Source organism: Verrucosispora sp. WMMA2044 (genome assembly GCF_027497155.1).
GTDB classification, from domain to species: domain Bacteria; phylum Actinomycetota; class Actinomycetes; order Mycobacteriales; family Micromonosporaceae; genus Micromonospora; species Micromonospora palythoicola.
In genome coordinates this window covers 5,144,648-5,166,002 of sequence record NZ_CP114913.1, presented here as the reverse complement: position 1 = coordinate 5,166,002, position 21,355 = coordinate 5,144,648, and the positions used below count along the sequence as shown (strand labels likewise).

Here is a 21,355-nt window from a genome sequence, read left to right as displayed (position 1 = left end):
AGGCGAGGCTCGCCTGGGCTGGGTCCGACGCGACCAGGTCGGCCTCGGGGCGCGAACCAGCACGTTCAGGACTGGGCGTACACGACGACCGCCACCTCGTCGTTGTCGGCGTCGTCATCCCACCAGGACCGGTACGGCCCGGGGGCGTTCAGGCTCACCGCGCCGGCCTCGCCGCCCGCGGCGGTGATCCGGACACCGAAGTCCACCTGGTAGGTCTCGCCGGCGGCGAATACCGAGCTGGGCACCGCGCAGCGGTACCGGGTGGCACCGAGCAGCGGCTCGCCGCCGTACCAACCGTCCTCCGACTCGTACAGGGCGAAACAGGACGCGGGCACCGACTCCACGGTCACCCCGGCCGGCACCTTCAGGTAGAAGGGCGCCACCTCGCCTCCGCCGCTGCGGAAGTCGTCGAGGCTGCCGGCACCGTTGTTGCGAACTCCGGCCCGCAGGACCGCCGAACCGTCGACCGGGCCGACGACCGGCTCCGCCAGAGCGGCCAGGTCCAGGCTGTTCGGCACGTCGTCGACGTAGAAGGACGCCCAGTTGTCGCTCGGATCGATCTCCCTGGTCAGGGCGCGGGCCGCCGTGGACGTGGTCCGGCTGGGTCGTAGCTTCAGCTCGGTGCCGCCCTCCGGACGCTGGTAGCCGAGCTGCTCCGGCAGCGGCGCGGCACCGGCCAGCGGCTCGACGAACTGGTCGAGGCTCTCCCCGGCGTACGCCGAGCTGCCGATCTCGAAGCCGAAGCCGCCCGGCACCTCCATCGTCGTCCCCGGCCGGACCCGCCCGGTGAGGTCGCAGACGACCGAGGTGCGGTGCCCGGTGAGCGGCGCGTACCAGCAGTTCGACCAGGTGGACGGGGTCAGCCCGGAGGAGAGGGTGAAGGTGACCCTGACTCCCCGGCTGGTCCGGTTGCCGAGGTTGGTGAGCCGGATCGGTGCGGCCAACCGGTCGCCGACGGCGGCGCTGTCCACCCGGCCGTCGCCCAGGTTGACCAGATCCGCTCCGTTGCTGACGGAGACCGTCGCCGTCGCCACCGAGGGCTCGGCGTTGTCGGCCAACGCCTGGTAGACGACGCTGGCGCTGTCGCCCCGGGTGGCGCCGTCCGCTGGCCGGAACAGCACCGGGATGCTGCCGGCCTGGAGGCTGGCGGTCGGGTCGACATCCGGCGGGAGCGGGCAGGTGATCTGGGTGCCGGCGGCGGTGCACCAGGCAGGGAACTCGGCGGTGGCGACGCCGGCCAGATCGCTCAGGTCGACCACGACCCGGGGGTTCACCGTGTCCTGCGCGTACACGTAGAGGGGCTTGACCTTGCCCGGAGCCCCGGAGGCCCCGATCACCACATCGTCGAGCTGGGCCTGGAACCAACCGGACCCGGTCTCGGCGTGGGCCGAGGCTCCGAACGCCACGGCCGAGGCGGCGACCGCCAGCGCCACGGCGGACCGCCCCGCCCGGACGCGCGGACTACGCACAGATCGCATCTGACTCCTTCAACCGAGGGACCCGCGACGGCACACCGGCGCCCTGCGCGCCAGGCGCCGGTCGGGAGTCATGAGCTTAGATCTGGAGTGCGACACCCGATGCCCCGTGCGAGGTGATCCCCGACCGAAAGTCCGCCCGCGCTTGGCAGGCCGGTCGGGCGGTGCGGGAGACTTGCGGGCATGGCGGCTCGTGGCTTCCCGTACACCGATCTGAAGGACTTCCTCGCGGCGCTGGAGCGCGCGGGTGAACTGCGGCGCGTCGGCGTCCCGGTCGACCCGACGCTGGAGATCAGCGAGATCGTCACCCGGACGGTGCGGGCCGACGGGCCGGCGCTGCTGTTCGAGCAGCCCACCCGGGGTGAGATGCCGGTGGCGATCAACCTGTTCGGCACCGAGAAGCGCACCGCGATGGCGCTCGGCGTCGAGTCGCTGGACGAGATCGGCAACCGGATCGGTGAGATGCTCAAGCCGGAACTGCCGGTGGGCTTCTCCGGCATGATGGGCGGCCTGGGCAAGGTCATGCAGCTCACTTCGATGCCGCCGAAGAAGGTCAGGACCGCCCCCTGCCAGCAGGTGGTCTACCGGGGTGACGACGTCGACCTGAACCGGCTGCCCGGGCTCCAGGTGTGGCCGGGCGACGGTGGGATCTTCCACAACTTCGGGCTGACCCACACCAAGCATCCGGAGACCGGCAAGCGGAACCTGGGCCTCTACCGGCTCCAGCAGCACAGCCACAACACGCTCGGCATGCACTGGCAGATCCACAAGAACTCCACCGCGCACCACGCCGTCGCCGAGCGGCTCGGCCAGCGGCTGCCGGTCGCCATCGCCATCGGCTGCGACCCGGTGGTCAGCTACGCCTCCAGCGCGCCGCTGCCGGCCGACATCGACGAGTACCTGTTCGCCGGCTTCCTGCGCGGCGAACGGGTGGAGATGGTCGACTGCCTGACCGTGCCGTTGCAGGTGCCGGCGCACGCCCAGGTGGTGCTGGAGGGCTACCTGGAGCCGGGTGAGCGGCTGCCGGAGGGCCCGTTCGGCGACCACACCGGCTTCTACACCCCGGTCGAGCCGTTCCCGGTGCTGCACGTCGAGGCGATGACCACGCAACGCGACCCGGTCTACCACTCGATCGTCACCTCGAAGCCGCCGCAGGAGGACCACGGCCTCGGTAAGGCCACCGAGCGGATCTTCGCGCCGCTGCTGCGGTTCCTGATCCCGGACATCGTCGACTACGACCTGCCGGCCGCCGGTGTCTTCCACAACTGCGCGATCGTGTCGATCCGCAAGCGCTACCCGAAGCACGCCCAGAAGGTGATGAACGCGATCTGGGGCGCGCACATGATGTCGCTGACCAAGCTGATCGTGATCGTCGACGAGGACTGCGACGTGCACGACTACCGCGAGGTCGCCTTCCGCGCGTTCGGCAACGTCGACTACGCCCGGGACCTGCTGCTCACCGAGGGCCCGGTGGACCACCTGGATCATTCGTCGTACCAGCAGTTCTGGGGTGGCAAGGCCGGCATCGACGCCACCCGCAAGCTCCCGGAGGAGGGTTACCACCGGGGCTGGCCCGAGGAGATGACCATGGCCCCCGAGGTCGTCTCCCTGGTCGACAAGCGCTGGAAGGAGTACGGCATCTGATGGCGACCGCCGCCGCTGCGCAGCCGACCGAGCGCCCCGGGCGCGTGAAGTCCTTCCTCAAGCTCGTGGCGATCGAGCACTCGGTGTTCGCGCTGCCGTTCGCGTACCTGTCGGCGTTGACCGCGATGCAGGTCAACGGAGGGCGGGTGCGGTGGCTGGACCTGCTGCTGATCACCGTGGCGATGGTGGGGGCGCGGACGTTCGCCATGGCCGCGAACCGGATCCTGGATCGCCGGATCGACGCGCGGAATCCACGTACCGCCAACCGGGAACTGGTGACCGGGGCGGTGAGCCTGCGGACGGCCTGGACCGGCGCGGGCGTGGCGCTGGTGGTCTTCCTGGTCGCCGCCGCCCTGCTCAACCCGCTCGTCCTGGCGCTCGCGCCGCTGGCCGTGGTGCCGCTTGTGGTCTACCCGTACGGCAAGCGGTTCACCAACTGGCCGCACGCCATCCTGGCCGTCGCACAGATGGTCGGCCCGGTCGGCGCCTGGCTCGCGGTGACCGGCACCTTCGCCGGCTCGGGACCGGCCTGGCTGCTCGGTGCCGCCGTCGGCCTGTGGATCGGTGGATTCGACCTGATCTACGCCTGCCAGGACGCCGAGGTCGACCGCGAGATCGGCGTGCACAGCGTGCCGGCCCGCTACGGCCTGCGCTTCGCCCTGCACGCCTCCACCGTCGCGCACGTGGTCACCTTCGCGTTGTTCGGCTGGTTCGGCGTGCTCATCGGCTTCGGCTGGCTCTGGTGGATCGGACTGGCCCTCACCGCGGTCGCCTTCGGCTACCAGCACCTGGTGGTCACGCCGACCGACCTGAGCCGGGTCAACCGGGCGTTCTTCACCGCGAACGGCTTCGTCGGCATCGCGTTGTTCGCCTTCGCCCTGCTCGACCTGGTCGTCCGGCTCGGCCTGCGCGCCTGACCGACCGGCTCGGCTCACCGGCTGGGCCGACCGGCTCGGCCTACGCGCCGGACCAGCCGGCCGGCTCGGCGTGGGCGCCCGACGACCTGCCGCCCGACACGGCGTAGCGGGCGCTCTCCATGGTCCAGTCGATGGTGCCGCGGACGGCCCGGGCCACCCCGTCGAGGTGGGCGGCGACGGCAGGGTCCAGCGCCGGGCCGAACGAGGGCATCGTGGCGCGCAGGGCGACCAAGCGGCGCATCGACTCGTGCCAATGCCGCGCCGCCAGCTCGACGGCGGCGGGTATCGGCACGCGGTGTGCCGTGGCCAGCGCCAGCACCAGGTTGTGCCCGCCGGAGGTGGCCACGTCCCGGTCCAGCGACGCGATGTCGTTGTACCAGGAGAGCAGGTCGTTGCCGACGTCGCGAAGCTGACTCAGCCGTGGGTGGTGGTAGACCGGCTCGGGCAGCGACCGGCCGGCGACGAACTCCACGAGCGGATACGACACGTACGCCGCCGAGGTCGCCCGGCGCAGCTCGACGTACTCCTCGACGGCGGGCGCGTGGCCGGTGGCCTTGTTGACCGCCTCCTGCCAGGTGCCGTCGAGGTGGTGGGCGACCGCGTCGGCGAAGCGCAACCGCCAGCGGGCCGGCATCCGGCGGTGCGGCTCCCGCCAGGCACCGACCAGCAGCCGGCGCAGCGGACCGGCCAACCCCGGGTGCCGCAGCCGGGGACCGCCGCGCAGCAGCGCGACCGCGCCGTCGCGCAAGGCCCGGATCTCGTCCAGGCCGACCCGCTCGGGCCCGTCGCAGGCGTCGTCGACCAGGAAGAACCAGGTGAACAGCGCGGTCAGGGTGCGCAGGTCGGCTTCGGTGGCATCGGGATAGAGCCGCCCCGCGTAGCGGGCGAAACCGGCCCGCCCCAGCCGCTCCCGCGTCGGCGCGTCCAGCGGCAGCTCGGACACCAGCCACTCCTGCACGTCATCGGCGTACGGGGAGAGCTGCGGCGCGATCGGGCAGGCGGCACGCAGCGACGGCAGGATGTGGCGGGTGGAGCCGGCCGACGACGAGATGATCTCCACATCCTTCCGGTCGGCCCCCACGGTGCTTTCGTCCCCGGCAGCATGCCAGCTCCCGATGGCCCGCGCAGACCGGCCGGGCATCGGTGGCGTAACGGCGCAGCCTCGACGATCATGGGCACCTCGGACACGCTTCCCGGGGTGCCCGTCCGGCGCCCGCGGTGACCAGGCAGGCTGATGGCATGCGCGAACCATGGGTGGTCGGGGTGTCCGGGGCATCCGGCACGCCGTACGCGGCCGCAGTCGTACGCGGGTTGCTCGACGCCGGGGAGCCGGTGGACCTGATCGTCTCCCGGGCCGCCCGGCTGACCGTGCTGGACGAGACCGGACGGCCGTTCCGGGACGCTCACTGGGCCGAAGACCTGGCCGCCTGGCTGGGGCGGGAGGTGGCCACAGCGGACCTGCGCCACTGGCCCGCCGGTGACCTTGCCGCCGGCCCGAGCAGCGGCTCCTACCCGGTACGCGGGATGGTGGTGGTGCCGGCCAGCACGGCGGCCTGCGCCGGCATCGCGATCGGTCTGTCCAAGGACCTGTTGCAGCGGGCCGCCGAGGTGAACCTCAAGGAACGTCGGCGGGTGGTCGTGGTGCCCCGGGAGACGCCGGTGACCCGCAGCCACCTGGAACACCTGATCGCGCTGCATGACGCCGGCGCGGTGGTGCTCCCGGCCAGCCCCGGCTTCTACGGCGCGGGTGCCGCCGCCTCCGCGGCCCAGCTGGTGGATTTCGTGGCGGGTAAGGTGCTCGACGCCCTCGACGTACCGCACACCCTGTTCAAGCGGTGGGCCGGAAAATTGAACGCGGACCGGACCTGACGGCCGGTCCGCGCCCCGACCCGCAATTCAGTACATGCCGGCGTTTGCCGGGCCGGCAGGGCCGGTCGAAGCGGTCGGGCCCGCATTACGCGGTCTACCCATCTCGTCCGCCTCGTCCAGCATGCCCTCCCCTTCAAGCAGGGCCCGCACCTCGGATTCCCGAAACCGGCGATGCCCTCCTGGAGTCCGGATGCTCCCGATCCGGCCCGCCGCCGCCCATCGCGTCACGGTTTTCGGGTCCACCCGAAACAGTGCGGCGACTTCACCCGGTGTCAGCAGGCGATCTCCAGTGTCCACAGCCCCCTCCTCGCATCGACGAAGCCCCCGGCTGAACACACTGCCCCCGGCCGGTGCGAGCCCAGAGCCGTCATGAGGGACGTATGGCAATTACAGCACCAGCGACCTGGCGTGTCCGCCAAACGCGAAAAACGCACTGAGTGGGAAGTTAGTAAATGGTACCGGCGTCGCGCCCTCCGAACCCCGGGTATGCGAACTGTCACCCCCTGCCAGATCAAACGGATACCGGAGTCCGGCTGCCCCGCCCCGCCGACTAGGGTCACAGTCCGTGGACGCCATCGACCTCAACCTCGTGGACCTGCTCCGTGGCAACGCCCGCCTGTCGTACGCCGAACTGGCCCGCCAGGTCGGCCTTTCCGCTCCGGCAGTGCACGAAAGGGTCGGGAAGCTGGAGTCCGGGGGCGTCATCCGGGCGTACCGCGCCGAGGTCGAGCCGGAAACCATCGGGTTGGGCGTGACCGCGCTGATCGGCATCGTGGAGGACTCCGGGGCGGACACCGACGACGTGCTGGAGGCGTTCCGGGCCATGCCCGAGATCGAGTCCTGCTACTTCATGGCCGGCGTCGAGTCCTTTCTGCTCAAGGCCCGGGTGGGCACCATCGCCGAGCTGGAGCAGCTGATCGTACGGCTGAACCGGACACCCGGGGTCGCCTCCACCCGTACCGGCATCGCGTTGTCGACCAAGTGGGAGAACCGGCCGCAGCCGGTCGCTCCGCCGACGGCCTGAGGCCCGGCTCCGCGGTTCGCCTTGCTAGGTTTCCGGGCGTGACTCATCTCGACCGGTGCGACGAGGTCAGCCGGCGGTGGGTGACCGAGGCGATCGCGGCCGTGGAGGCGGACGCGAACCGGTCCGCCGACACCCACCTGCTGCCGTTCCCGCTGCCCCGGCACTGGGGGATCGACCTCTACCTCAAGGACGAGTCGGTGCATCCGACCGGGTCGCTGAAGCACCGACTGGCCCGCTCGCTGTTCCTGTACGGGCTCTGCAACGGCTGGATCGGGCCGGGTACCACGATCATCGAGGCGTCGTCCGGCTCCACGGCGGTTTCCGAGGCGTACTTCGCCCGGATGCTGGGACTGCCCTTCATCGCGGTGATGCCCGCCTCCACCTCGCCGGAGAAGATCGCCCAGATCGAGTTCCAGGGCGGCCGGTGCCATCTGGTCCAGGACCCGGCGAAGGTGGTCATCGAGGCTCGCTGGCTCGCCGAGGACTCCGGCGGGCACTACATGGACCAGTTCACCTACGCGGAGCGGGCCACCGACTGGCGGGGCAACAACAACATCGCCGAGTCGATCTACGCCCAGCTCGCCCTGGAACGGCATCCGATTCCGGCCTGGATCGTGGTCGGCGCGGGCACCGGCGGCACCAGCGCCACCATCGGCCGGTACGCCCGGTACCGGCGGCTGCCCACCATGCTCTGCGTGGTCGACCCGGAGAACTCCGCGTTCTACCCGGCCTGGCAGGCGGCCGACTGGTCGGTGCGTACCGGCCGGGGCTCGCGGATCGAGGGCATCGGCCGCCCGACGGTCGAGGCGTCGTTCCTGCCCTCGGTGGTGGACCGGATGATGCAGGTACCCGACGCGGCCTCGCTGGCGGCCATGCGAGCCGCCTCGGCGGTGCTGGGCCGGCGGGTGGGCGGATCGACCGGCACCAACCTGTGGGGTGCCTTCGGCCTGATCGCCGAACTGCTGGCCGCCGGCCGGACGGGCTCGGTGGTCACCCTGATCTGCGACGCGGGCGACCGGTACGCCGACACCTACTACGCCGACGAGTGGGTGGCCGGGCAGGGCCTCGACCTGACCCCGCACCTGGCCACCGTCGACCGCTTCCTGACCGACGGCTCCTGGCCGGTCTGACCGCCCGACCAGACCGTCAGCGGGTGGCGGCGCGCTCGGCCAGACCGGGATAGCGCAGCACGTAGCCTTCCGGGTCCACCTCGACCTCGGCGCTGAAGCCGCCGCTGGCGTACCGGAAGCGGTTCGGGCCCAGCCCGGTGTACACCTGCTCGGTGGGGAGCACGGTGAGGCTGGGCAGCAGCACCCAGGCCACGCTTATCGAGTGGGCGGTGTCGGGGGGTGCCGTGTTCAGGCCGAGCCGGCGCAGCGGCAGGGTGTTGAACAGCGGTGAGCCGCCCAGATCCACGTCCAGGGCGTCGGCCAGCCGATCCGGATCCTCCACGCCGGGCAGCCCGGCCGGGGCGTGCCCGGCGGCGGTCAGGACCGCGTCGAGATCACCCTGCTCCGCGGCGGTCACCCGCCACCGCTGGGTCGCCCGTTCCAGCCGTACGCTGCGCCGCCACCCGGCTCCCTCGACCTCGACCTCGAGCCGGACACTGGCCCAGTCGGTGTCGGTGGTCACCTGGTAGCGGCACGTGTAGGGCACCGGGTCGACGGCCAACTGGGTGCCCTGCGCCGTCAGGCCGTGGCCGTCGTCGACCAGGGCGTGCTCGGCACCGGCGGTGTCCGTACGGGTCCACAACAGTGACTTCGGCGTGGTCGGCATGAGCCGGACGTTACGCCACCCGGCGGAGCCGGGCAGCGTATGCGCCGAAGATCAGCACCGCGAGCGGAGCGCCGCGGTCAGTAGCTGCGGGCCCGCGCTCGGCCGCCCGTACCGCGCCGGTCCTCGCGGGGCCGGTCGTGCGTGCTCCGGCCCTCCGACCAACCGTTGCGATCACCGCCGAAGCGGCGCTCGCCGCGCGGGTGGTCGTGGTACCGGCGCTCGCCGCCAGGCCGGTCGCCGAAGCGACGGGGGCCACCCGGCCGGCTGCCACGCCGGGACTGCGGCTCCGGCTCGTCGCGCACCGGCACGCCGCTCGGCTCCCGTGCCCCGGTCAGCTCAGCCAGCACCGGGTCGCCGACGCGTACCCGGGACTGGGCCGGCTCCACACCGGCCTTCTCCAGCATCGCCAGGGTGGTGCGGCGCTGCTTCGGCAGCACCAGGGTGGCCACCGCACCGGTCTCACCGGCCCGGGCGGTACGCCCCGCGCGGTGCAGGTAGTCCTTCGGGTCCTTGGGCGGGTCGACGTGCAGCACCAGGGATACCCCGTCGACGTGGATGCCCCGCGCCGCGACGTCGGTGGCGACCAGGACGTTGGTGCGTCCCTCGCGGAACTCCGCCAGGGTGCGGGTACGCATCCGCTGGGTCTTGCCCCCGTGCAGCCCACCGGCCCGTACGCCCACGGCGGCGAGCTGGGTGACCAGCCGGTCCACGCCCAACTGGGTCCGGGCGAACACGATGGTCCGGCCCGATCGCGCGGCAATCGACGCGGTGACCGGGAACTTCTCCTGCGGCGGGATGAGCAGCAGGTGGTGGTCCATCGTGGACACGGCTGCGGTCGGCGGTGCGGTCGAGTGGGTGACCGGATCGGTCATGAACCGCCGCACCAGCGCGTCGACGTCACCGTCGAGAGTGGCCGAGAAGAGCAGTCGCTGCGCGTCCGCCGGCGTCTTCGCCAACAGCTCGGTGACCTCGGGCAGGAAACCCATGTCGGCCATCTGGTCGGCCTCGTCGAGCACGGTGATCTCGACGTCGTCGAGCTGGCAGACGCCCCGGTCGATCAGGTCGGCGAGCCGACCCGGGGTGGCCACCACCACCTCGACGCCGCGCCGCAGGGCATCGATCTGCCGGTCGTACGGCACCCCGCCGACGGCGGTCTTGAGGAACACGCCGACGGCCTTGCCCAGCGGCAGCAGCGCGTCGTTGACCTGCATGGCCAGTTCCCGGGTGGGCACCAGCACGAGCGCCCGTGGATGCCGGGGGCGGGCCCGCTCACCGGCGGCGATCCGGGCCAGCAACGGCAGCCCGAAGGCGAGGGTCTTGCCGGAGCCGGTCTGCCCACGGCCCAGCACGTCGCGTCCGGCGAGCGCGTCCGGCACGGTGGCCTGTTGGATCTCGAACGGAGTGGTGATGCCCTGTCGGTCCAGGACCCGGACCAACTGCCGGGGAAGCCCGAGCGAGTCGAAGGTGACCGGTGCGGTCGAGCCGGCCGGTCGCGGCGCGGCGGGGAGGTCGGGGGAGAACGGGGGCATGCCGAGGTCAGCGGAGGTGGTCAAGAAATGCCTTTCAAGCGGGGCGCATCTTCGCGATGTCCCGCTGCGGCCGTGGCCGCCGGATCTTCCGCAAGAACGCCCATGGGCGCGTGGTCACGCGCCAGGTCAATGATCAGCGACCAGTGTACGGCGGTCGGCGCCTGCCCGCCCGTGCCCGGAGCCGGGTAGTGGGCGGACTCACCAACGATCCACAAGCCGTCGGTCGTCCGGCAGGCCACCGCTCGCGCTGGGCAGCGCGTCGTTCGCGAACAGCACCACAAGGACACTGATCGCCACCAGCACCCCCAGCGCGACCGCCATCAGGATCACGACCCGGAGGGTGCCACGGGACCGCTCGGCCGCCGTGTCCGCCCAACCCTGGGCCAGGATGTGCCCGGTCAACGAGCCGGAGGTCTCCTGGTCACCGGCCGGGAACGCCACCGTCGCCGAACTCTCCAGCCCGGCGTAGTACGCGCTCAGGTCGGAACCGCCGGGACGCTGTGTCGGCGCTGGCCCGGCCGGCCGGTGCGCCTGCGCCGCTTCGGCCGGCCGGTGGGTGCGCTCCGTCTCGCCGGCTGCCCCGACGCCCGGCGGCGATGCGGTCGCGGGCGTCCCGACCCACGCGGCGGTTCCGGCCATGCTGCTCGGGGTTCGCGTCGCATCCGAATCAGCGCCCGGCGGGCCCACCGCCGCGAGCGACCCGCCGGAGCCCGGGCGCAGCCCGGGACGGGACGAAGGCCGGGGCACGACCCCCGGCGAACTGGGCGCAGGCTCGTCTCGGCGGCCGGCGGGATTCGTCGGCGGCGGCCAGACGGGCAGCGCCGGCGCCGGCACGACCGGAGCCGCGTCGGGCTCGCGAGGTCCGGCGGACGGAACACTTCGGGACTCGGCGGCCGGCGTCGCGCGGATGTCGGCGGCCGGCGTCGCGCGGGTGGGGTCGGCGGTCGCCGGTGCGAGCCCGATGACGCCGGCGGTGGCCGGTGGGGGCGGGAACGGCGGTGCCGGCAGCGGACCCGGTGGCGGTGGCGGCGCCGGCACGGGCGGACCGGGCGGCGGTGTCGGCGGACCCGGCACTGGTGGTGCGGGACGCGGGGTGGGCGGCGGAACCGGGGCCGGTCCCGGCGGGTACGGGCCGGGCGTCGGTGGTGCCGGCGCCGGCGAGGGCGGTGCCGGCGACGGTGGAGTCGGTCCGGGTGGAATCGGGCCGGGCACCGGGGGATGGGGTGCCGGTTCCGGCTCGGGCGCGGGTGGCGTGGGCGGTTCGGCCGGCTCGGGCGGCCGGTCGGGCTCGGGCGGCTCGACCGGCTCCGGTCCGGCCGGCCCGACCACCTGAGCCGGAGTGGCCACCTGAGCCGGAGTGGAGCGATAGACACCCGCTGCCTTGCCGCCGCCTCCAGCGGACTGCGCCTCGTCCACGCTCACCGGGCTGAGGTTGGGTACCCGAACGCTGGCCCGTGCCGCTTTCGGTGCTGCCGGGTGCTGGTGCGCCTCGCTCGTGCCCACCGGTCCGGCGGCGGCCCGGTACGTGGTGCCCCCGCCCGTCACGGTCGATCCGGGGCCTGCCGGTGGCTGCCCGTGAGCCACGTCGCCGGGTGCTGTAACCCTGGCGACGCCCGCCCGACCCCGGGCCGGACCTGCCGACTGGCCGACGACGTCCGCGCTCGGGCGGGAGGTCGGCGGTTGAGCAACAGGTTCGGCCGGTTCATCGACCGTTCGGTCCGAGGCGCCGCGGGTAGCCGGCCGCGACTCGACGGCGGGTGTGGGTTCCGGCTTGGGGGCAGGGGGCGGGCCCGCCGGCCCCGCCGGAACCTCTTGCTCCGTCATCGTCGCCTCCGCGCCACGCTCGCCACCGACCCGTACCGCCGGACCGGGAGTGCCTGAGTGACACCGTGCCACATTCCGCCCGTGCGGCACACCCGGAGTGCGTACCGCGTCGCGGTGTCATCAGCCGCCCGGCAGCCCGGATATCGACCGACGTCTGCACCCGCCCAGTTGCTCCCGGTGACCGGTGGGCGTCGCGGAGCCGGCGGGTGCGATGTCGGGTCAGGTCACCGTCCGCCGACCGTGGACGGGCTGGCCGAGGCGCTGTCCTCCGGTGCCGCGCTGCTCGCCGCGGTGGTCGGGTCGGCCTTGCCGGCAGTCGTGGTCGGGTCGGCCTTGGCGGCAGCCGTGGTCGGAGCGACGCTGCTGGCTTCCAGGGTCGGTGCGGTGTTCTCGGACGCAGAGGTCGTCGCCGACGGCGTCGTGGTCACCGACCGGGTTGCCGACGGCGTGGTGGTCGCCGACGGGGTTGCCGACGGCGTGGTCGAACCCGTCGGGGTCGGTGACGGCGACGTGCTGCCCGACGGAGTGGGCGAGGGGGTCGGCGTCTTGGTCGGCTTCGGCGTCTTGGTGGGCTTGGGCTTCGGCGTCGGCTTGGGCTTGGGGGTCGGCGGTTGCGACGGGGTCGGCGTGGTCGTCGGTGCCGGCACCGCGCCCACCACCCGGGTCGCGGCGTAGAGCCGGGACCACCGGACCGTGGAGATCTTCACCACGTCACCGGTGGTCGGTGCGTGGATCATCTTGCCGCCGCCGATGTACATCCCCACGTGGTGGATGCTGCGCCAACTGCTGCCCGAGGCGAAGAAGAGCAGGTCACCGGGGAGAAGGGCGGTGCGGGGCACGGTCCGCGAGCTGGTCGCGCGGTACTGGTCCCGGGAAACCCGGGGCAGCTGGCGGTAACCCGCCGACCGGTACGCCGCCCACATCAGGCCCGAGCAGTCGAACGAGTTCGGCCCTTCGGCAGCCCAGACGTACGGGTCACCGAGCTGCTTGCGGGCGTACGCGACGGCGGCCTTAGCCGTGGGGTGGGCGGCCAGCCCGCCGGCGGACTGGTCGACGTAGTCGGCACCGATCTGCTGCTCGGCGGCCTCCTGCTGGCGAGCCAACTCGACAAGCTGCGCGGAGTTCTCGTCGCGCAGTTTGATCAGCTCTGCCTCGGCGTCGCGCAGTGCCTGCTGGGTGGCGGTGTACTGCTGCTGAACCCCCTGAAGCCGCGACTGGGCGGCCGTGTACGCCTGCGTCGCCACCTGCTCGTCGGCGCGGGCACGCGCCATCTCGCCGGCGGCCGGGCCGGTGTCGTGCCCGACCTTCTCGCCCCGGTTGGCCCGGCTGAGCAGATCCAGGTCACGCAGGTCGGTGGCGAAGCCGCCGGGTGGCAGCGCGGCGGCTGCCTTCATCGCCTCGGCGGCGGCCTGGTCGGCACGCTGCTGAGCCTGCTGGACCGCCCCCCGGGCGAACTCCAGATCACGCTCGGCGGTGCGGAACTGGACCTGCACCTCGTTGCGCTGCTGTTCGAGTTCGAGGAGTCGGGTGCCCAGCTCGGCGACCCGTGCCTCGGCGGCCGTGATCCGGGTTTCCAGCGCGCTGGCACCGGGAGCGCCGAGCGTCGGTGGGGTCAGGCCCGGGGTGGTACCGGCGGGCATGCCGGGTAGTTGAAGGGGACCGGTCACCGTGGGACGGGAGCCCGTGTCGGGCACCGTGACGGGAATGCCGGGCTCGGCGTACGCCGGTGCGGCGAGGACCGTGCTGGCGACCGCGGCGAGCAGGGCGGACCACAGGGCCGGACGTAGCACCGGCGAAACCGCCGGACCTCGTCGCCGCTGCCGTCCGTCCGCGCTGTCGATCATTCCGCTCCCCGTCCGGCGTTGCTCTGCCACGCTCGGTCGGCGCGGCGGTTCGGGACGCTACCAGTGTGTGTCGTGCCCCACCCTGTCTTACCTCACCCGGTGCACTGATGTCGATGTCTGGCCGGATAACGGGAGGCTGAGAGTCTGCTGCCGACGACCACGGTGTGAGTTGTCAGCGCGGCCGACGTAGGCTCGGGTGGCGACCGCGCTCGGGTCGCGACCGCAGGTGGAAGGGGACGGGGCTTTCGATGGACGCCGGACTCAAGCGCGAGCTCGAAGCGAAGGTGTACGCGGGGGAGCGGCTGACCCGTGAGGACGGGATCGCCCTCTACGCCAGCGACGACCTGACCTGGTTGGGGCGGCTGGCCCACCACAGGCGCACCGAGATGAACGGTGACCGGGTGATGTTCAACGTCAACCGGCACCTGAACCTCACGAACGTGTGCAGCGCGAGCTGCGCGTACTGCTCCTTCCAGCGCAAGCCGGGGGAGAAGGACGCGTACACGATGCGCATCGACGAGGCGGTCCGCAAGGCCAAGGAGATGGAGGACGAGCAGCTCACCGAGCTGCACATCGTCAACGGCCTGCACCCGACGCTGCCCTGGCGCTACTACCCGAAGGTGCTGCGCGAGCTGAAGGCCGCCCTGCCGAACGTCAAGCTCAAGGCGTTCACCGCGACCGAGGTGCAGTGGTTCGAGAAGATCAGCGGACTGGGCGCGGACGAGATCCTCGACGAGCTGATGGACGCCGGCCTGGAGTCGCTCACCGGTGGCGGGGCGGAGATCTTCGACTGGGAGATCCGCCAGCACATCGTCGACCACGCCTGTCACTGGGAGGACTGGTCCCGGATCCACCGGCTGGCGCACAGCAAGGGCATGAAGACGCCGTCGACGATGCTCTACGGCCACATCGAGGAGCCTCGGCACCGGGTCGACCACGTGCTGCGGCTGCGCGAGTTGCAGGACGAGACCGGCGGCTTCGTGGTCTTCATCCCGCTGCGCTACCAGCACGACTTCGTCGACTCGGCGGACGGCAAGATCCGTAACCGGATCCAGGCCCGCACCACGATGGCCTCGCCGGCCGAGTCGCTGAAGACCTTCGCGGTCTCCCGCCTGCTGTTCGACAACGTCCCGCACGTCAAGTGCTTCTGGGTGATGCACGGCCTGTCGGTGGCCCAGCTTTCGCTCAACTTCGGTGTCGACGACCTGGACGGCTCGGTCGTGGAATACAAGATCACGCACGATGCCGACTCGTACGGGACGCCGAACACCATGCACCGCGACGACCTGCTGCACCTCATCTGGGACGCCGGGTTCCGCCCGGTCGAGCGCAACACCCGCTACGAGGTGGTCCGCGAGTACGACGCCGCTCCCACGCTGGCCGAGCGCCGGGCCGAGCCGCAGCAGGTCTGGGCCTGATCCGACGCGTACCCTGGCACGACGATGACCGAGCAGCAGAGCGCGTTCCCCCGTCGGGATGCCGAGGGGCGGATCCGGACCCTGGGCGACCTGGTGGGGGTGGGGCTTGCCGGGGTGGTCATCGGGCTGCTGGTGCTGGTGCTCTTCGACGTGGCCTTCGCCTGGTTCGGTGCCGGTGAGTTCGGCCAGGCCAACGGCTGGCTGGCCGTGATCCTGCCCGCCTGGTTGTTCTGGGAGGACTTCCGGGCCTGGGGTTTCGGTGCCCCCCGGGTGGTGACCGCGCTGGTGGCCGTGGCGACGGCGGTGGTCTCCGGCCTGCTGGTGGCCGGCCTGGCGACGACGCTGCCGCCACTGCTGTCCGGCGTGCTCGCCGCGACCACGTTCACCGTGGTGTACGCGACGATCTGGTTTCCCGGCGTGCGCTGGCTGGCCAACCGGACCGGCTGAGACGAAGTGATGACGTGAGCGAGCGGAGCGAACGAACGTGAGTGCGGCGGTCAAGTACACGCTGGGCCGGATCGGTCTGTTCGTGGTCGTGGTGGCGGCCCTCTGGCCGGTCGACATGGACATCTTCCTCAAGTTGATCCTGGCGCTGCTGTTCTCCGCCGCCCTCTCGTTCTTCCTGCTGAAGGGCTGGCGTGACGAGATGGCCGAGGAGATGGCCGCCGCCGCCGAGCGTCGCCGCGTGGAGAAGGAGCGGCTGCGGTCCGCGCTGGCCGGCGACGACCAGGCCGACGGCACGACGGGTGATCGGGCCGCCGACGAGAAGGGCTGAGCGCCCTGACAGTCGGCTCCGTGCACCGGTCGGCGGAACCATGTCGCCGGCATGAGGATCAGGCTGGGATGGACCAAACAGCGATCAATGTTGATATGACCATGTGACCGGTGGTGGGCTGTCCGCTACCGAGCGGGGGATCCCCGCGCCTCCAGGAGGTTGTCCATGGCCTTCCGTTCCATCCCCGTCCGCCGTGCCCTGGCGCTCATCGTCGCCGCCGGGCTCGGCCTGCTCACCATCGCCGCGCCACCGGTCTCCGCCGAGCCGGCGCCCAACCGGGACGAACAACCGGCCGCCGTGCCCTACCGGGTACTCGGCCCGAAGACCCTCGCCGATCGCAACGCGGTCGCCCGTACCGGCGCCGCCATCGACTACTCCGAGCACGGGGTGCTGCACGTCTCGGCCACCCGGGCCGAGGCCGCCGCCATCACCCGGCTCGGGTTCCGGCTGGAGGCGATCGCCGCGCTGCCCACCGACCGGGGGCAGGCCGACGGCGACATCGGGATCCTCGGCTTCCCGTCGGCCGACTCCAACTACCACGACTACCCGGAGATGATCGCGGCGGTCAACAAGGTGGTGGCCGACCATCCCACGATCGCGCGGAAGATCAGCATCGGCAGCTCGTACGAGGGCCGTGACCTGGTCGCGGTGAAGATTTCCGACAACGTCGCCTCCGACGAGAACGAGCCGGAGATCCTGTTCAACGCCCAGCAGCACGCCCGCGAGCACCTGACCGTCGAGATGGCGCTCTACCTGTTGAACCTGTTCACCGACAACTACGGCTCCGACTCCCGGATCACCAGCCTGGTGAACAACCGGGAGATCTGGGTCGTGCCGTCGGTCAACCCGGACGGCAGCGAGTACGACATCGCCACCGGCTCCTACCGGTCGTGGCGCAAGAACCGCCAACCCAACAGCGGATCGTCGTACGTGGGCACCGACCTGAACCGGAACTGGAGCTACAACTTCGGGTGCTGCGGTGGCTCGTCCGGCTCCACCTCATCGGACACCTACCGGGGTCCGTCGGCGTTCTCCGCACCCGAGACGCAGGCGCTGCGCAACTTCGTCAACAGCCGGGTCGTCGGCGGGACGCAGCAGATCAAGGCCAACATCGACTTCCACACCTACTCCGAGCTGGTGCTCTGGCCGTACGGCTACACGACCAGCAACACCGCGACCGGGATGAACGCCGACCAGTACAACACCTTCGCCACCATCGGCCAGCAGATGGCGGCGACGAATGGATTCACCCCGCAGCAGTCCAGCGACCTGTACATCACCGACGGCAGCAGCATCGACTGGATGTGGGCGGAGCACGGCATCTGGGCGTACACCTTCGAGCTGTATCCGGGCGGGGCCTCCGGCGGCGGCTTCTACCCGCCCGACGAGGTCATCCCGCAACAGACCTCGCGCAACCGCGAGGCGGTGCTGATCCTTTCCGAGTACGCCGACTGCCCGTACCGGGCCATCGGGAAGCAGGCGCAGTACTGCGGCAGCGGCGGTGGGGGGACCACGGTCTGGTCGGACACCTTCGAGACCGCGACCGGCTGGACGATCAACCCCAACGGCACCGACAGCGCGACCACCGGGCAGTGGGAGCGCGGTGCCGCGCAGGCCACCACCTCCAGCGGAGCCAAGCAGCTCACCCCGTACGCGGGCAGCAACGACCTGGTCACCGGCCGGCTCGCCGGCAGCGGTGCGGGTGACTACGACATCGACGGCGGGGTGACGAGCGCCCGCTCGCCGGCTGTCGCACTGCCGTCCAGCGGCACGTTGACCCTGTCGCTGGCGTGGTACCTGGCGCACGGTTCGAACTCGTCGTCGGCGGACTACTTCCGGGTCAGCGTGGTGCACAACGGCGGCACCACGGCGCTGCTCACCCAGGCCGGTGCGGCCAGCAACCGCAACGGTGCCTGGACGGTGTCGAACCTCAACCTCACCCCGTACGCCGGCCAGTCCGTCCGGATCCTGGTCGAGGCCGCGGACACCTCGACCGCCAGCCTCGTCGAGGCGGCTGTGGACAACGTCACCATCACCGCCTCCTGAAAGCGGACGGGGCCCCGCACCCCCTCGCGCGGGGCCCCGTTCCAGGGAGCAAACGGGCAGACCGCCGTTCTCCCGACGGCTCGCGGCCGGGTCTGCGGCAGCGCGACGGCCTGCCCGGCGGGGCGCCGACGCGACGTGCGCTACGGTCTTACCGACCCGTTCCAGCGAAGCCGGTGAGACACCGGCGCTGTCCCGCAACTGTGATGCCCCGTTACCGGGGACGAGCCAGGTCGCCTGGGGCGCGGTCGCGATCCGCGCTCTCGAGGAAGGGCGCCTCGCGGACGGGTGCCTCGGCTCTCTGTCGGCGAAGCAGCACACTCCTCGACCGACAGGAGGACCGATGTTCAGACGTACGCCCAGGGTCTTCGCCGCCAGCCTGGCGGTGGCCGCGCTCGCGCTCGGCGCCTGCGCCGAGAAGACCACCGACACCCCCGCCGCCAGCGGCAGCCCCAGCGCCGCCACCTTCCCCGTCACCGTCGGGTCGCTGATGCTGGAACAGCGCCCTGAAAAGATCGTCTCGCTGTCGGCGACGGCCACCGAGATGCTCTTCGCGATCGGCGCCGGTCCGCAGGTCACCGCGGTTGACGACCAGTCCAACTTTCCGGCCGACGCACCGAAGACGGATCTCTCCGGCTACCAGCCGAACGCCGAGGCGGTCGCCGCGAAGGACCCCGACCTGGTGGTGCTCAGCGACGACCGCAACAAGATCGTCGAGCAGCTCACCACGCTCAAGATCCCGGTTTACCTGACTCCCGCCGCGCAGACCCTCGACGACACGTACCGGCAGCTCACCGAGCTGGGCACGCTCACCGGTAACGCCGACGCGGCGGCCGACGTGGTCCAGCGGATGAAGGACGACATCACGAAGATCGTGGCCGAGGTGCCGCAGCGGGCGCAGGCGCCCACCTACTTCCACGAACTGGGTCCGGAGCTGTACACCGCCACCAGCAAGACCTTCATCGGTTCGATCTACAGCCTGGCCGGGCTGGAGAACATCGCCGACGCGGCCGACGCCGACGGCAAGAACGGTGGCTACCCGCAGCTGTCCCAGGAAGTGATCGTCGACGCCGACCCGGACTTCATCTTCCTCTCCGACGTGAAGTGCTGTCAGCAGAGCGCCGCGACGGTCAAGGCGCGCAGCGGCTGGGGTTCGCTCACCGCGGTGCAGCAGGACCAGGTCGTGGAACTCGACGACGACGTCGCCTCCCGCTGGGGGCCGCGCGTGGTGGACCTGCTGCGGACCATCGTGGACGCCACCGCAAAGGCCGCCGAGTGACGCTGGCCGTCGAGCGCTGAACGGATCGTGCACGACGTGCTGAAGCGTGGCCGACTCGGCCCGCCGGTCGGGGCGGTCACCCCACCCCGGCCGGCGGGCCTGCGGAAGCGTTGGCTCGCGGCCGGGGTGCTCGCGGTACTCGTCGCGCTGGTGGCCGGGGTCTCGCTCGGCCCGGTCAGCCTGCCGCCCGGCAGCGTCGCGATCGAACTGCTCAACCTGCTGCCGGGGGTAGGCCTGGACAGTGGGCTGACCGAGCGGGAGATCGCCATCGTCACCGAGCTGCGGCTGCCCCGGGCGGTGCTGGGTCTGCTGGTCGGCGGGCTGCTCGCCCTGGCCGGCGGCGCCTACCAGGGGGTGTTCCGCAACCCGCTGGCCGACCCGTACCTGCTCGGTGTCGCGGCCGGGGCCGGGCTCGCGGTCACCGTGGTGCTGACCCTGGGGGTGGGCGCGGGCGGAGCGCTGAGCGGCCTGCCGGCCACCATCCCGCTGGCCGCCTTCGTCGGCTCCCTCGGCGCGGTGGCGATGACCTACCTGCTCGGCTCCGCCGGTGGACGCAGCCGCTCCCCGGCGACCCTGATCCTGGCCGGGGTGGCCGTCTCCGCGTTCCTCAGCGCCGGGCAGACGTACCTGCTGCAACGACACGCGGAGAGCATCCAGCAGGTGTACTCCTGGCTGCTCGGCCGGCTGGCCACCGCGGGCTGGCAGGACGTCCGGCTGGTGCTGCCGTACTTCCTGGTGACCAGCCTGGTCATCCTGCTGCACCGGCGGGAGCTGGACGTGCTGTCGGTCGGCGACGACGAGGCGGCCAGCCTCGGCCTGCACCCGCAGCGGTCCCGGTACCTGCTGATCGCCGCCGCCTCGCTGGGCACCGCCGCTGCCGTCTCCGCCTCCGGTCTGATCGGCTTCGTCGGCATCATCGTGCCGCACACCGTACGGATGCTGGCCGGGGCGAGCTACCGGGTGATCCTGCCGTTGTCGCTGCTGTTCGGTGGCGCTTTCCTGGCGCTGACCGACGTGGTGGCACGGACCGCCGCCGCACCGCAGGAGATCCCGATCGGGGTGGTCACCGCGCTGCTGGGTGGCCCGTTCTTCGTGGTGGTGCTGCGCTCCGTCCGGCGGGTGCTGACGTGACCGGCTCGTCGGCCGCGCCCGCCGTCGACCTGCGGGACCTGCGGATCAGCGTGGACGGTACGTCGATCCTCGCGGGCGTCGACCTGACCGTCGCCACCGGCGAGTGGGTCACGGTGATCGGTCCCAACGGCGCGGGCAAGTCGACACTGCTGCGCGCCGTCGGCGGCCTGCTCCCCGCGCCGGACGCCGTCCGGCTCTTCGGTACGCCGATCGGCGGGCTGCGTCGCCGGGAACGGGCCCGGGTGGTGGCCACGGTCGCGCAGTCGCCGGTCGTACCGCCCGGCATGGCGGTGCTGGACTATGTGCTGCTCGGTCGCACCCCGTACATCCCGCCGCTGGGTCGGGAGTCCGCCGCCGACCTGGCCGTGGTGCACGAGGTGCTCGACCGGCTGGACCTCGCCGGCTTCCACGCCCGGGAACTGGCCACCCTCTCCGGCGGTGAGCGGCAGCGGGTCTTCCTGGCCCGGGCGCTGGCCCAGGGCGCCACCCTGCTGCTGCTCGACGAACCCACCAGCGCTCTCGACATCGGCCACCAGCAGGAGGTGCTCGAACTTGTCGACCAGCTCCGTCGTACGCACGGACTGACGGTGCTGGCCACCATGCACGACCTGTCCATCGCCGGCGAGTACGCCGACCGCATGGTGCTGCTCGCCGCCGGTCGGGTGGTCGCGGTCGGCACCCCCCGGGAGGTGCTCACCGACCGGCTGCTCGCCGAGCACTACCGGGCCAGCGTCCGCGTCGTCGACGGTGAACACGGCCCGCTCGTGGTGCCGGTACGCCCCAGGCGACAGTAGTGCCGGCCGCAGG

General features: G+C 71.9%; 19 protein-coding genes and 1 riboswitch. Of the genes, 12 read left to right on the top strand and 7 right to left on the bottom strand.

All coding sequences use genetic code 11. The features are described 5' to 3' along the window. Positions 1-65: 65 nt before the first annotated feature. Entirely contained in the window at positions 66-1,478 is a 1,413-nt protein-coding gene (locus O3597_RS23460; RefSeq protein ID WP_281602410.1) for a hypothetical protein, read from the bottom strand. 180 nt (positions 1,479-1,658) lie between these two features. On the opposite strand from O3597_RS23460, the gene O3597_RS23455 reads away from it, so the two are divergent. Next, positions 1,659-3,119, top strand: a complete 1,461-nt coding sequence (locus tag O3597_RS23455; RefSeq protein ID WP_281602409.1) for a menaquinone biosynthesis decarboxylase — start codon at positions 1,659-1,661, stop codon at positions 3,117-3,119. Further along, on the top strand, positions 3,119-4,036 hold the full coding sequence (gene mqnP, locus O3597_RS23450; protein ID WP_281602408.1) for a menaquinone biosynthesis prenyltransferase MqnP: 918 nt from the start codon (positions 3,119-3,121) through the stop codon (positions 4,034-4,036). Before O3597_RS23455 ends, mqnP begins: the two co-directional genes overlap by 1 nt. Positions 4,037-4,076: 40 nt before the next feature. Here the strand turns inward: mqnP and O3597_RS23445 are convergent, their stop codons facing one another. Further along, positions 4,077-5,117: a terpene synthase gene (locus tag O3597_RS23445; RefSeq protein ID WP_281602407.1), complete on the bottom strand. Its 1,041-nt coding sequence runs from the start codon at positions 5,115-5,117 to the stop codon at positions 4,077-4,079. A 158-nt stretch (positions 5,118-5,275) separates the two neighbouring features. Here O3597_RS23445 and O3597_RS23440 point away from each other — a divergent pair, with 158 nt between their 5' ends. Then, a complete protein-coding gene (locus O3597_RS23440) occupies positions 5,276-5,905 on the top strand; it encodes a UbiX family flavin prenyltransferase (RefSeq protein ID WP_164446544.1) in 630 nt (209 codons plus the stop codon). A gap of 27 nt (positions 5,906-5,932) precedes the next feature. Here O3597_RS23440 and O3597_RS23435 read toward each other — a convergent pair whose 3' ends face one another. Beyond that, entirely contained in the window at positions 5,933-6,202 is a 270-nt protein-coding gene (locus O3597_RS23435) for a BldC family transcriptional regulator (RefSeq protein WP_099847941.1), read from the bottom strand. Positions 6,203-6,470: 268 nt separating this feature from the next. Here O3597_RS23435 and O3597_RS23430 point away from each other — a divergent pair, with 268 nt between their 5' ends. Together O3597_RS23430 and O3597_RS23425 are read left to right on the top strand one after the other, a co-directional pair. Beyond that, positions 6,471-6,929 carry an Lrp/AsnC family transcriptional regulator gene (locus O3597_RS23430; protein ID WP_269740293.1) on the top strand — a complete coding sequence of 153 codons (459 nt, stop codon included), beginning with the start codon at positions 6,471-6,473 and terminating at the stop codon, positions 6,927-6,929. 38 nt (positions 6,930-6,967) lie between these two features. Then, positions 6,968-8,059 (top strand): PLP-dependent cysteine synthase family protein, encoded by a 1,092-nt coding sequence (locus O3597_RS23425; RefSeq protein ID WP_281602406.1) that lies wholly within the window; start codon positions 6,968-6,970, stop codon positions 8,057-8,059. 16 nt (positions 8,060-8,075) lie between these two features. Here O3597_RS23425 and O3597_RS23420 read toward each other — a convergent pair whose 3' ends face one another. The 4 genes from O3597_RS23420 to O3597_RS23405 form a co-directional block, all read right to left on the bottom strand. Beyond that, positions 8,076-8,705 carry a putative glycolipid-binding domain-containing protein gene (locus O3597_RS23420; RefSeq protein WP_164446538.1) on the bottom strand — a complete coding sequence of 210 codons (630 nt, stop codon included), beginning with the start codon at positions 8,703-8,705 and terminating at the stop codon, positions 8,076-8,078. 77 nt (positions 8,706-8,782) lie between these two features. Further along, positions 8,783-10,258 (bottom strand): DEAD/DEAH box helicase, encoded by a 1,476-nt coding sequence (locus O3597_RS23415; RefSeq protein ID WP_235944545.1) that lies wholly within the window; start codon positions 10,256-10,258, stop codon positions 8,783-8,785. 174 nt (positions 10,259-10,432) lie between these two features. Further along, a complete protein-coding gene (locus O3597_RS23410; RefSeq protein WP_281602405.1) occupies positions 10,433-10,873 on the bottom strand; it encodes a hypothetical protein in 441 nt (146 codons plus the stop codon). 1,409 nt (positions 10,874-12,282) lie between these two features. Beyond that, positions 12,283-13,902 (bottom strand): C40 family peptidase, encoded by a 1,620-nt coding sequence (locus tag O3597_RS23405; RefSeq protein ID WP_281602404.1) that lies wholly within the window; start codon positions 13,900-13,902, stop codon positions 12,283-12,285. A gap of 248 nt (positions 13,903-14,150) precedes the next feature. Between O3597_RS23405 and mqnE the strand changes: the two genes are divergently transcribed. The 7 genes from mqnE (at position 14,151) to O3597_RS23370 (ending at position 21,342) form a co-directional block, all read left to right on the top strand. After that, entirely contained in the window at positions 14,151-15,320 is a 1,170-nt protein-coding gene (mqnE, locus tag O3597_RS23400) for an aminofutalosine synthase MqnE (RefSeq protein ID WP_281602403.1), read from the top strand. A 24-nt stretch (positions 15,321-15,344) separates the two neighbouring features. Beyond that, on the top strand, positions 15,345-15,767 hold the full coding sequence (locus O3597_RS23395) for a hypothetical protein (protein WP_281602402.1): 423 nt from the start codon (positions 15,345-15,347) through the stop codon (positions 15,765-15,767). Between the two features lie 37 nt (positions 15,768-15,804). Further along, positions 15,805-16,095: a DUF4229 domain-containing protein gene (locus O3597_RS23390; RefSeq protein WP_164446530.1), complete on the top strand. Its 291-nt coding sequence runs from the start codon at positions 15,805-15,807 to the stop codon at positions 16,093-16,095. A 165-nt stretch (positions 16,096-16,260) separates the two neighbouring features. Then, positions 16,261-18,141, top strand: coding sequence for a M14 family zinc carboxypeptidase (locus O3597_RS23385; protein ID WP_164446529.1), 1,881 nt, complete (start codon positions 16,261-16,263; stop codon positions 18,139-18,141). A gap of 169 nt (positions 18,142-18,310) precedes the next feature. Then, positions 18,311-18,371, top strand: a riboswitch (cobalamin riboswitch). 110 nt (positions 18,372-18,481) lie between these two features. Next, entirely contained in the window at positions 18,482-19,417 is a 936-nt protein-coding gene (locus O3597_RS23380) for an ABC transporter substrate-binding protein (RefSeq protein WP_281602401.1), read from the top strand. Between the two features lie 39 nt (positions 19,418-19,456). Further along, complete coding sequence (locus O3597_RS23375) at positions 19,457-20,548, top strand: iron ABC transporter permease (RefSeq protein ID WP_164446785.1); 1,092 nt, start codon at positions 19,457-19,459, stop codon at positions 20,546-20,548. Then, positions 20,545-21,342 carry an ABC transporter ATP-binding protein gene (locus O3597_RS23370; RefSeq protein WP_281602400.1) on the top strand — a complete coding sequence of 266 codons (798 nt, stop codon included), beginning with the start codon at positions 20,545-20,547 and terminating at the stop codon, positions 21,340-21,342. Before O3597_RS23375 ends, O3597_RS23370 begins: the two co-directional genes overlap by 4 nt. Positions 21,343-21,355: the final 13 nt, after the last annotated feature.

Excerpts from the sequence above, each read along its gene's own strand:
- O3597_RS23395 (WP_281602402.1), top strand. The coding sequence starts at position 15,345 with ATGACCGAGCAGCAGAGCGCGTTCCCCCGTCGGGATGCCGAGGGGCGG.
- mqnP (WP_281602408.1), top strand. The coding sequence starts at position 3,119 with ATGGCGACCGCCGCCGCTGCGCAGCCGACCGAGCGCCCCGGGCGCGTG.
- O3597_RS23460 (WP_281602410.1), bottom strand. The coding sequence starts at position 1,478 with ATGCGATCTGTGCGTAGTCCGCGCGTCCGGGCGGGGCGGTCCGCCGTG.
- O3597_RS23385 (WP_164446529.1), top strand. The coding sequence starts at position 16,261 with ATGGCCTTCCGTTCCATCCCCGTCCGCCGTGCCCTGGCGCTCATCGTC.
- O3597_RS23410 (WP_281602405.1), bottom strand. The coding sequence starts at position 10,873 with ATGGCCGGAACCGCCGCGTGGGTCGGGACGCCCGCGACCGCATCGCCG.
- O3597_RS23380 (WP_281602401.1), top strand. The coding sequence starts at position 18,482 with ATGTTCAGACGTACGCCCAGGGTCTTCGCCGCCAGCCTGGCGGTGGCC.
- O3597_RS23420 (WP_164446538.1), bottom strand. The coding sequence starts at position 8,705 with ATGCCGACCACGCCGAAGTCACTGTTGTGGACCCGTACGGACACCGCC.
- O3597_RS23440 (WP_164446544.1), top strand. The coding sequence starts at position 5,276 with ATGCGCGAACCATGGGTGGTCGGGGTGTCCGGGGCATCCGGCACGCCG.
- O3597_RS23405 (WP_281602404.1), bottom strand. The coding sequence starts at position 13,902 with ATGATCGACAGCGCGGACGGACGGCAGCGGCGACGAGGTCCGGCGGTT.
- mqnE (WP_281602403.1), top strand. The coding sequence starts at position 14,151 with ATGGACGCCGGACTCAAGCGCGAGCTCGAAGCGAAGGTGTACGCGGGG.
- O3597_RS23455 (WP_281602409.1), top strand. The coding sequence starts at position 1,659 with ATGGCGGCTCGTGGCTTCCCGTACACCGATCTGAAGGACTTCCTCGCG.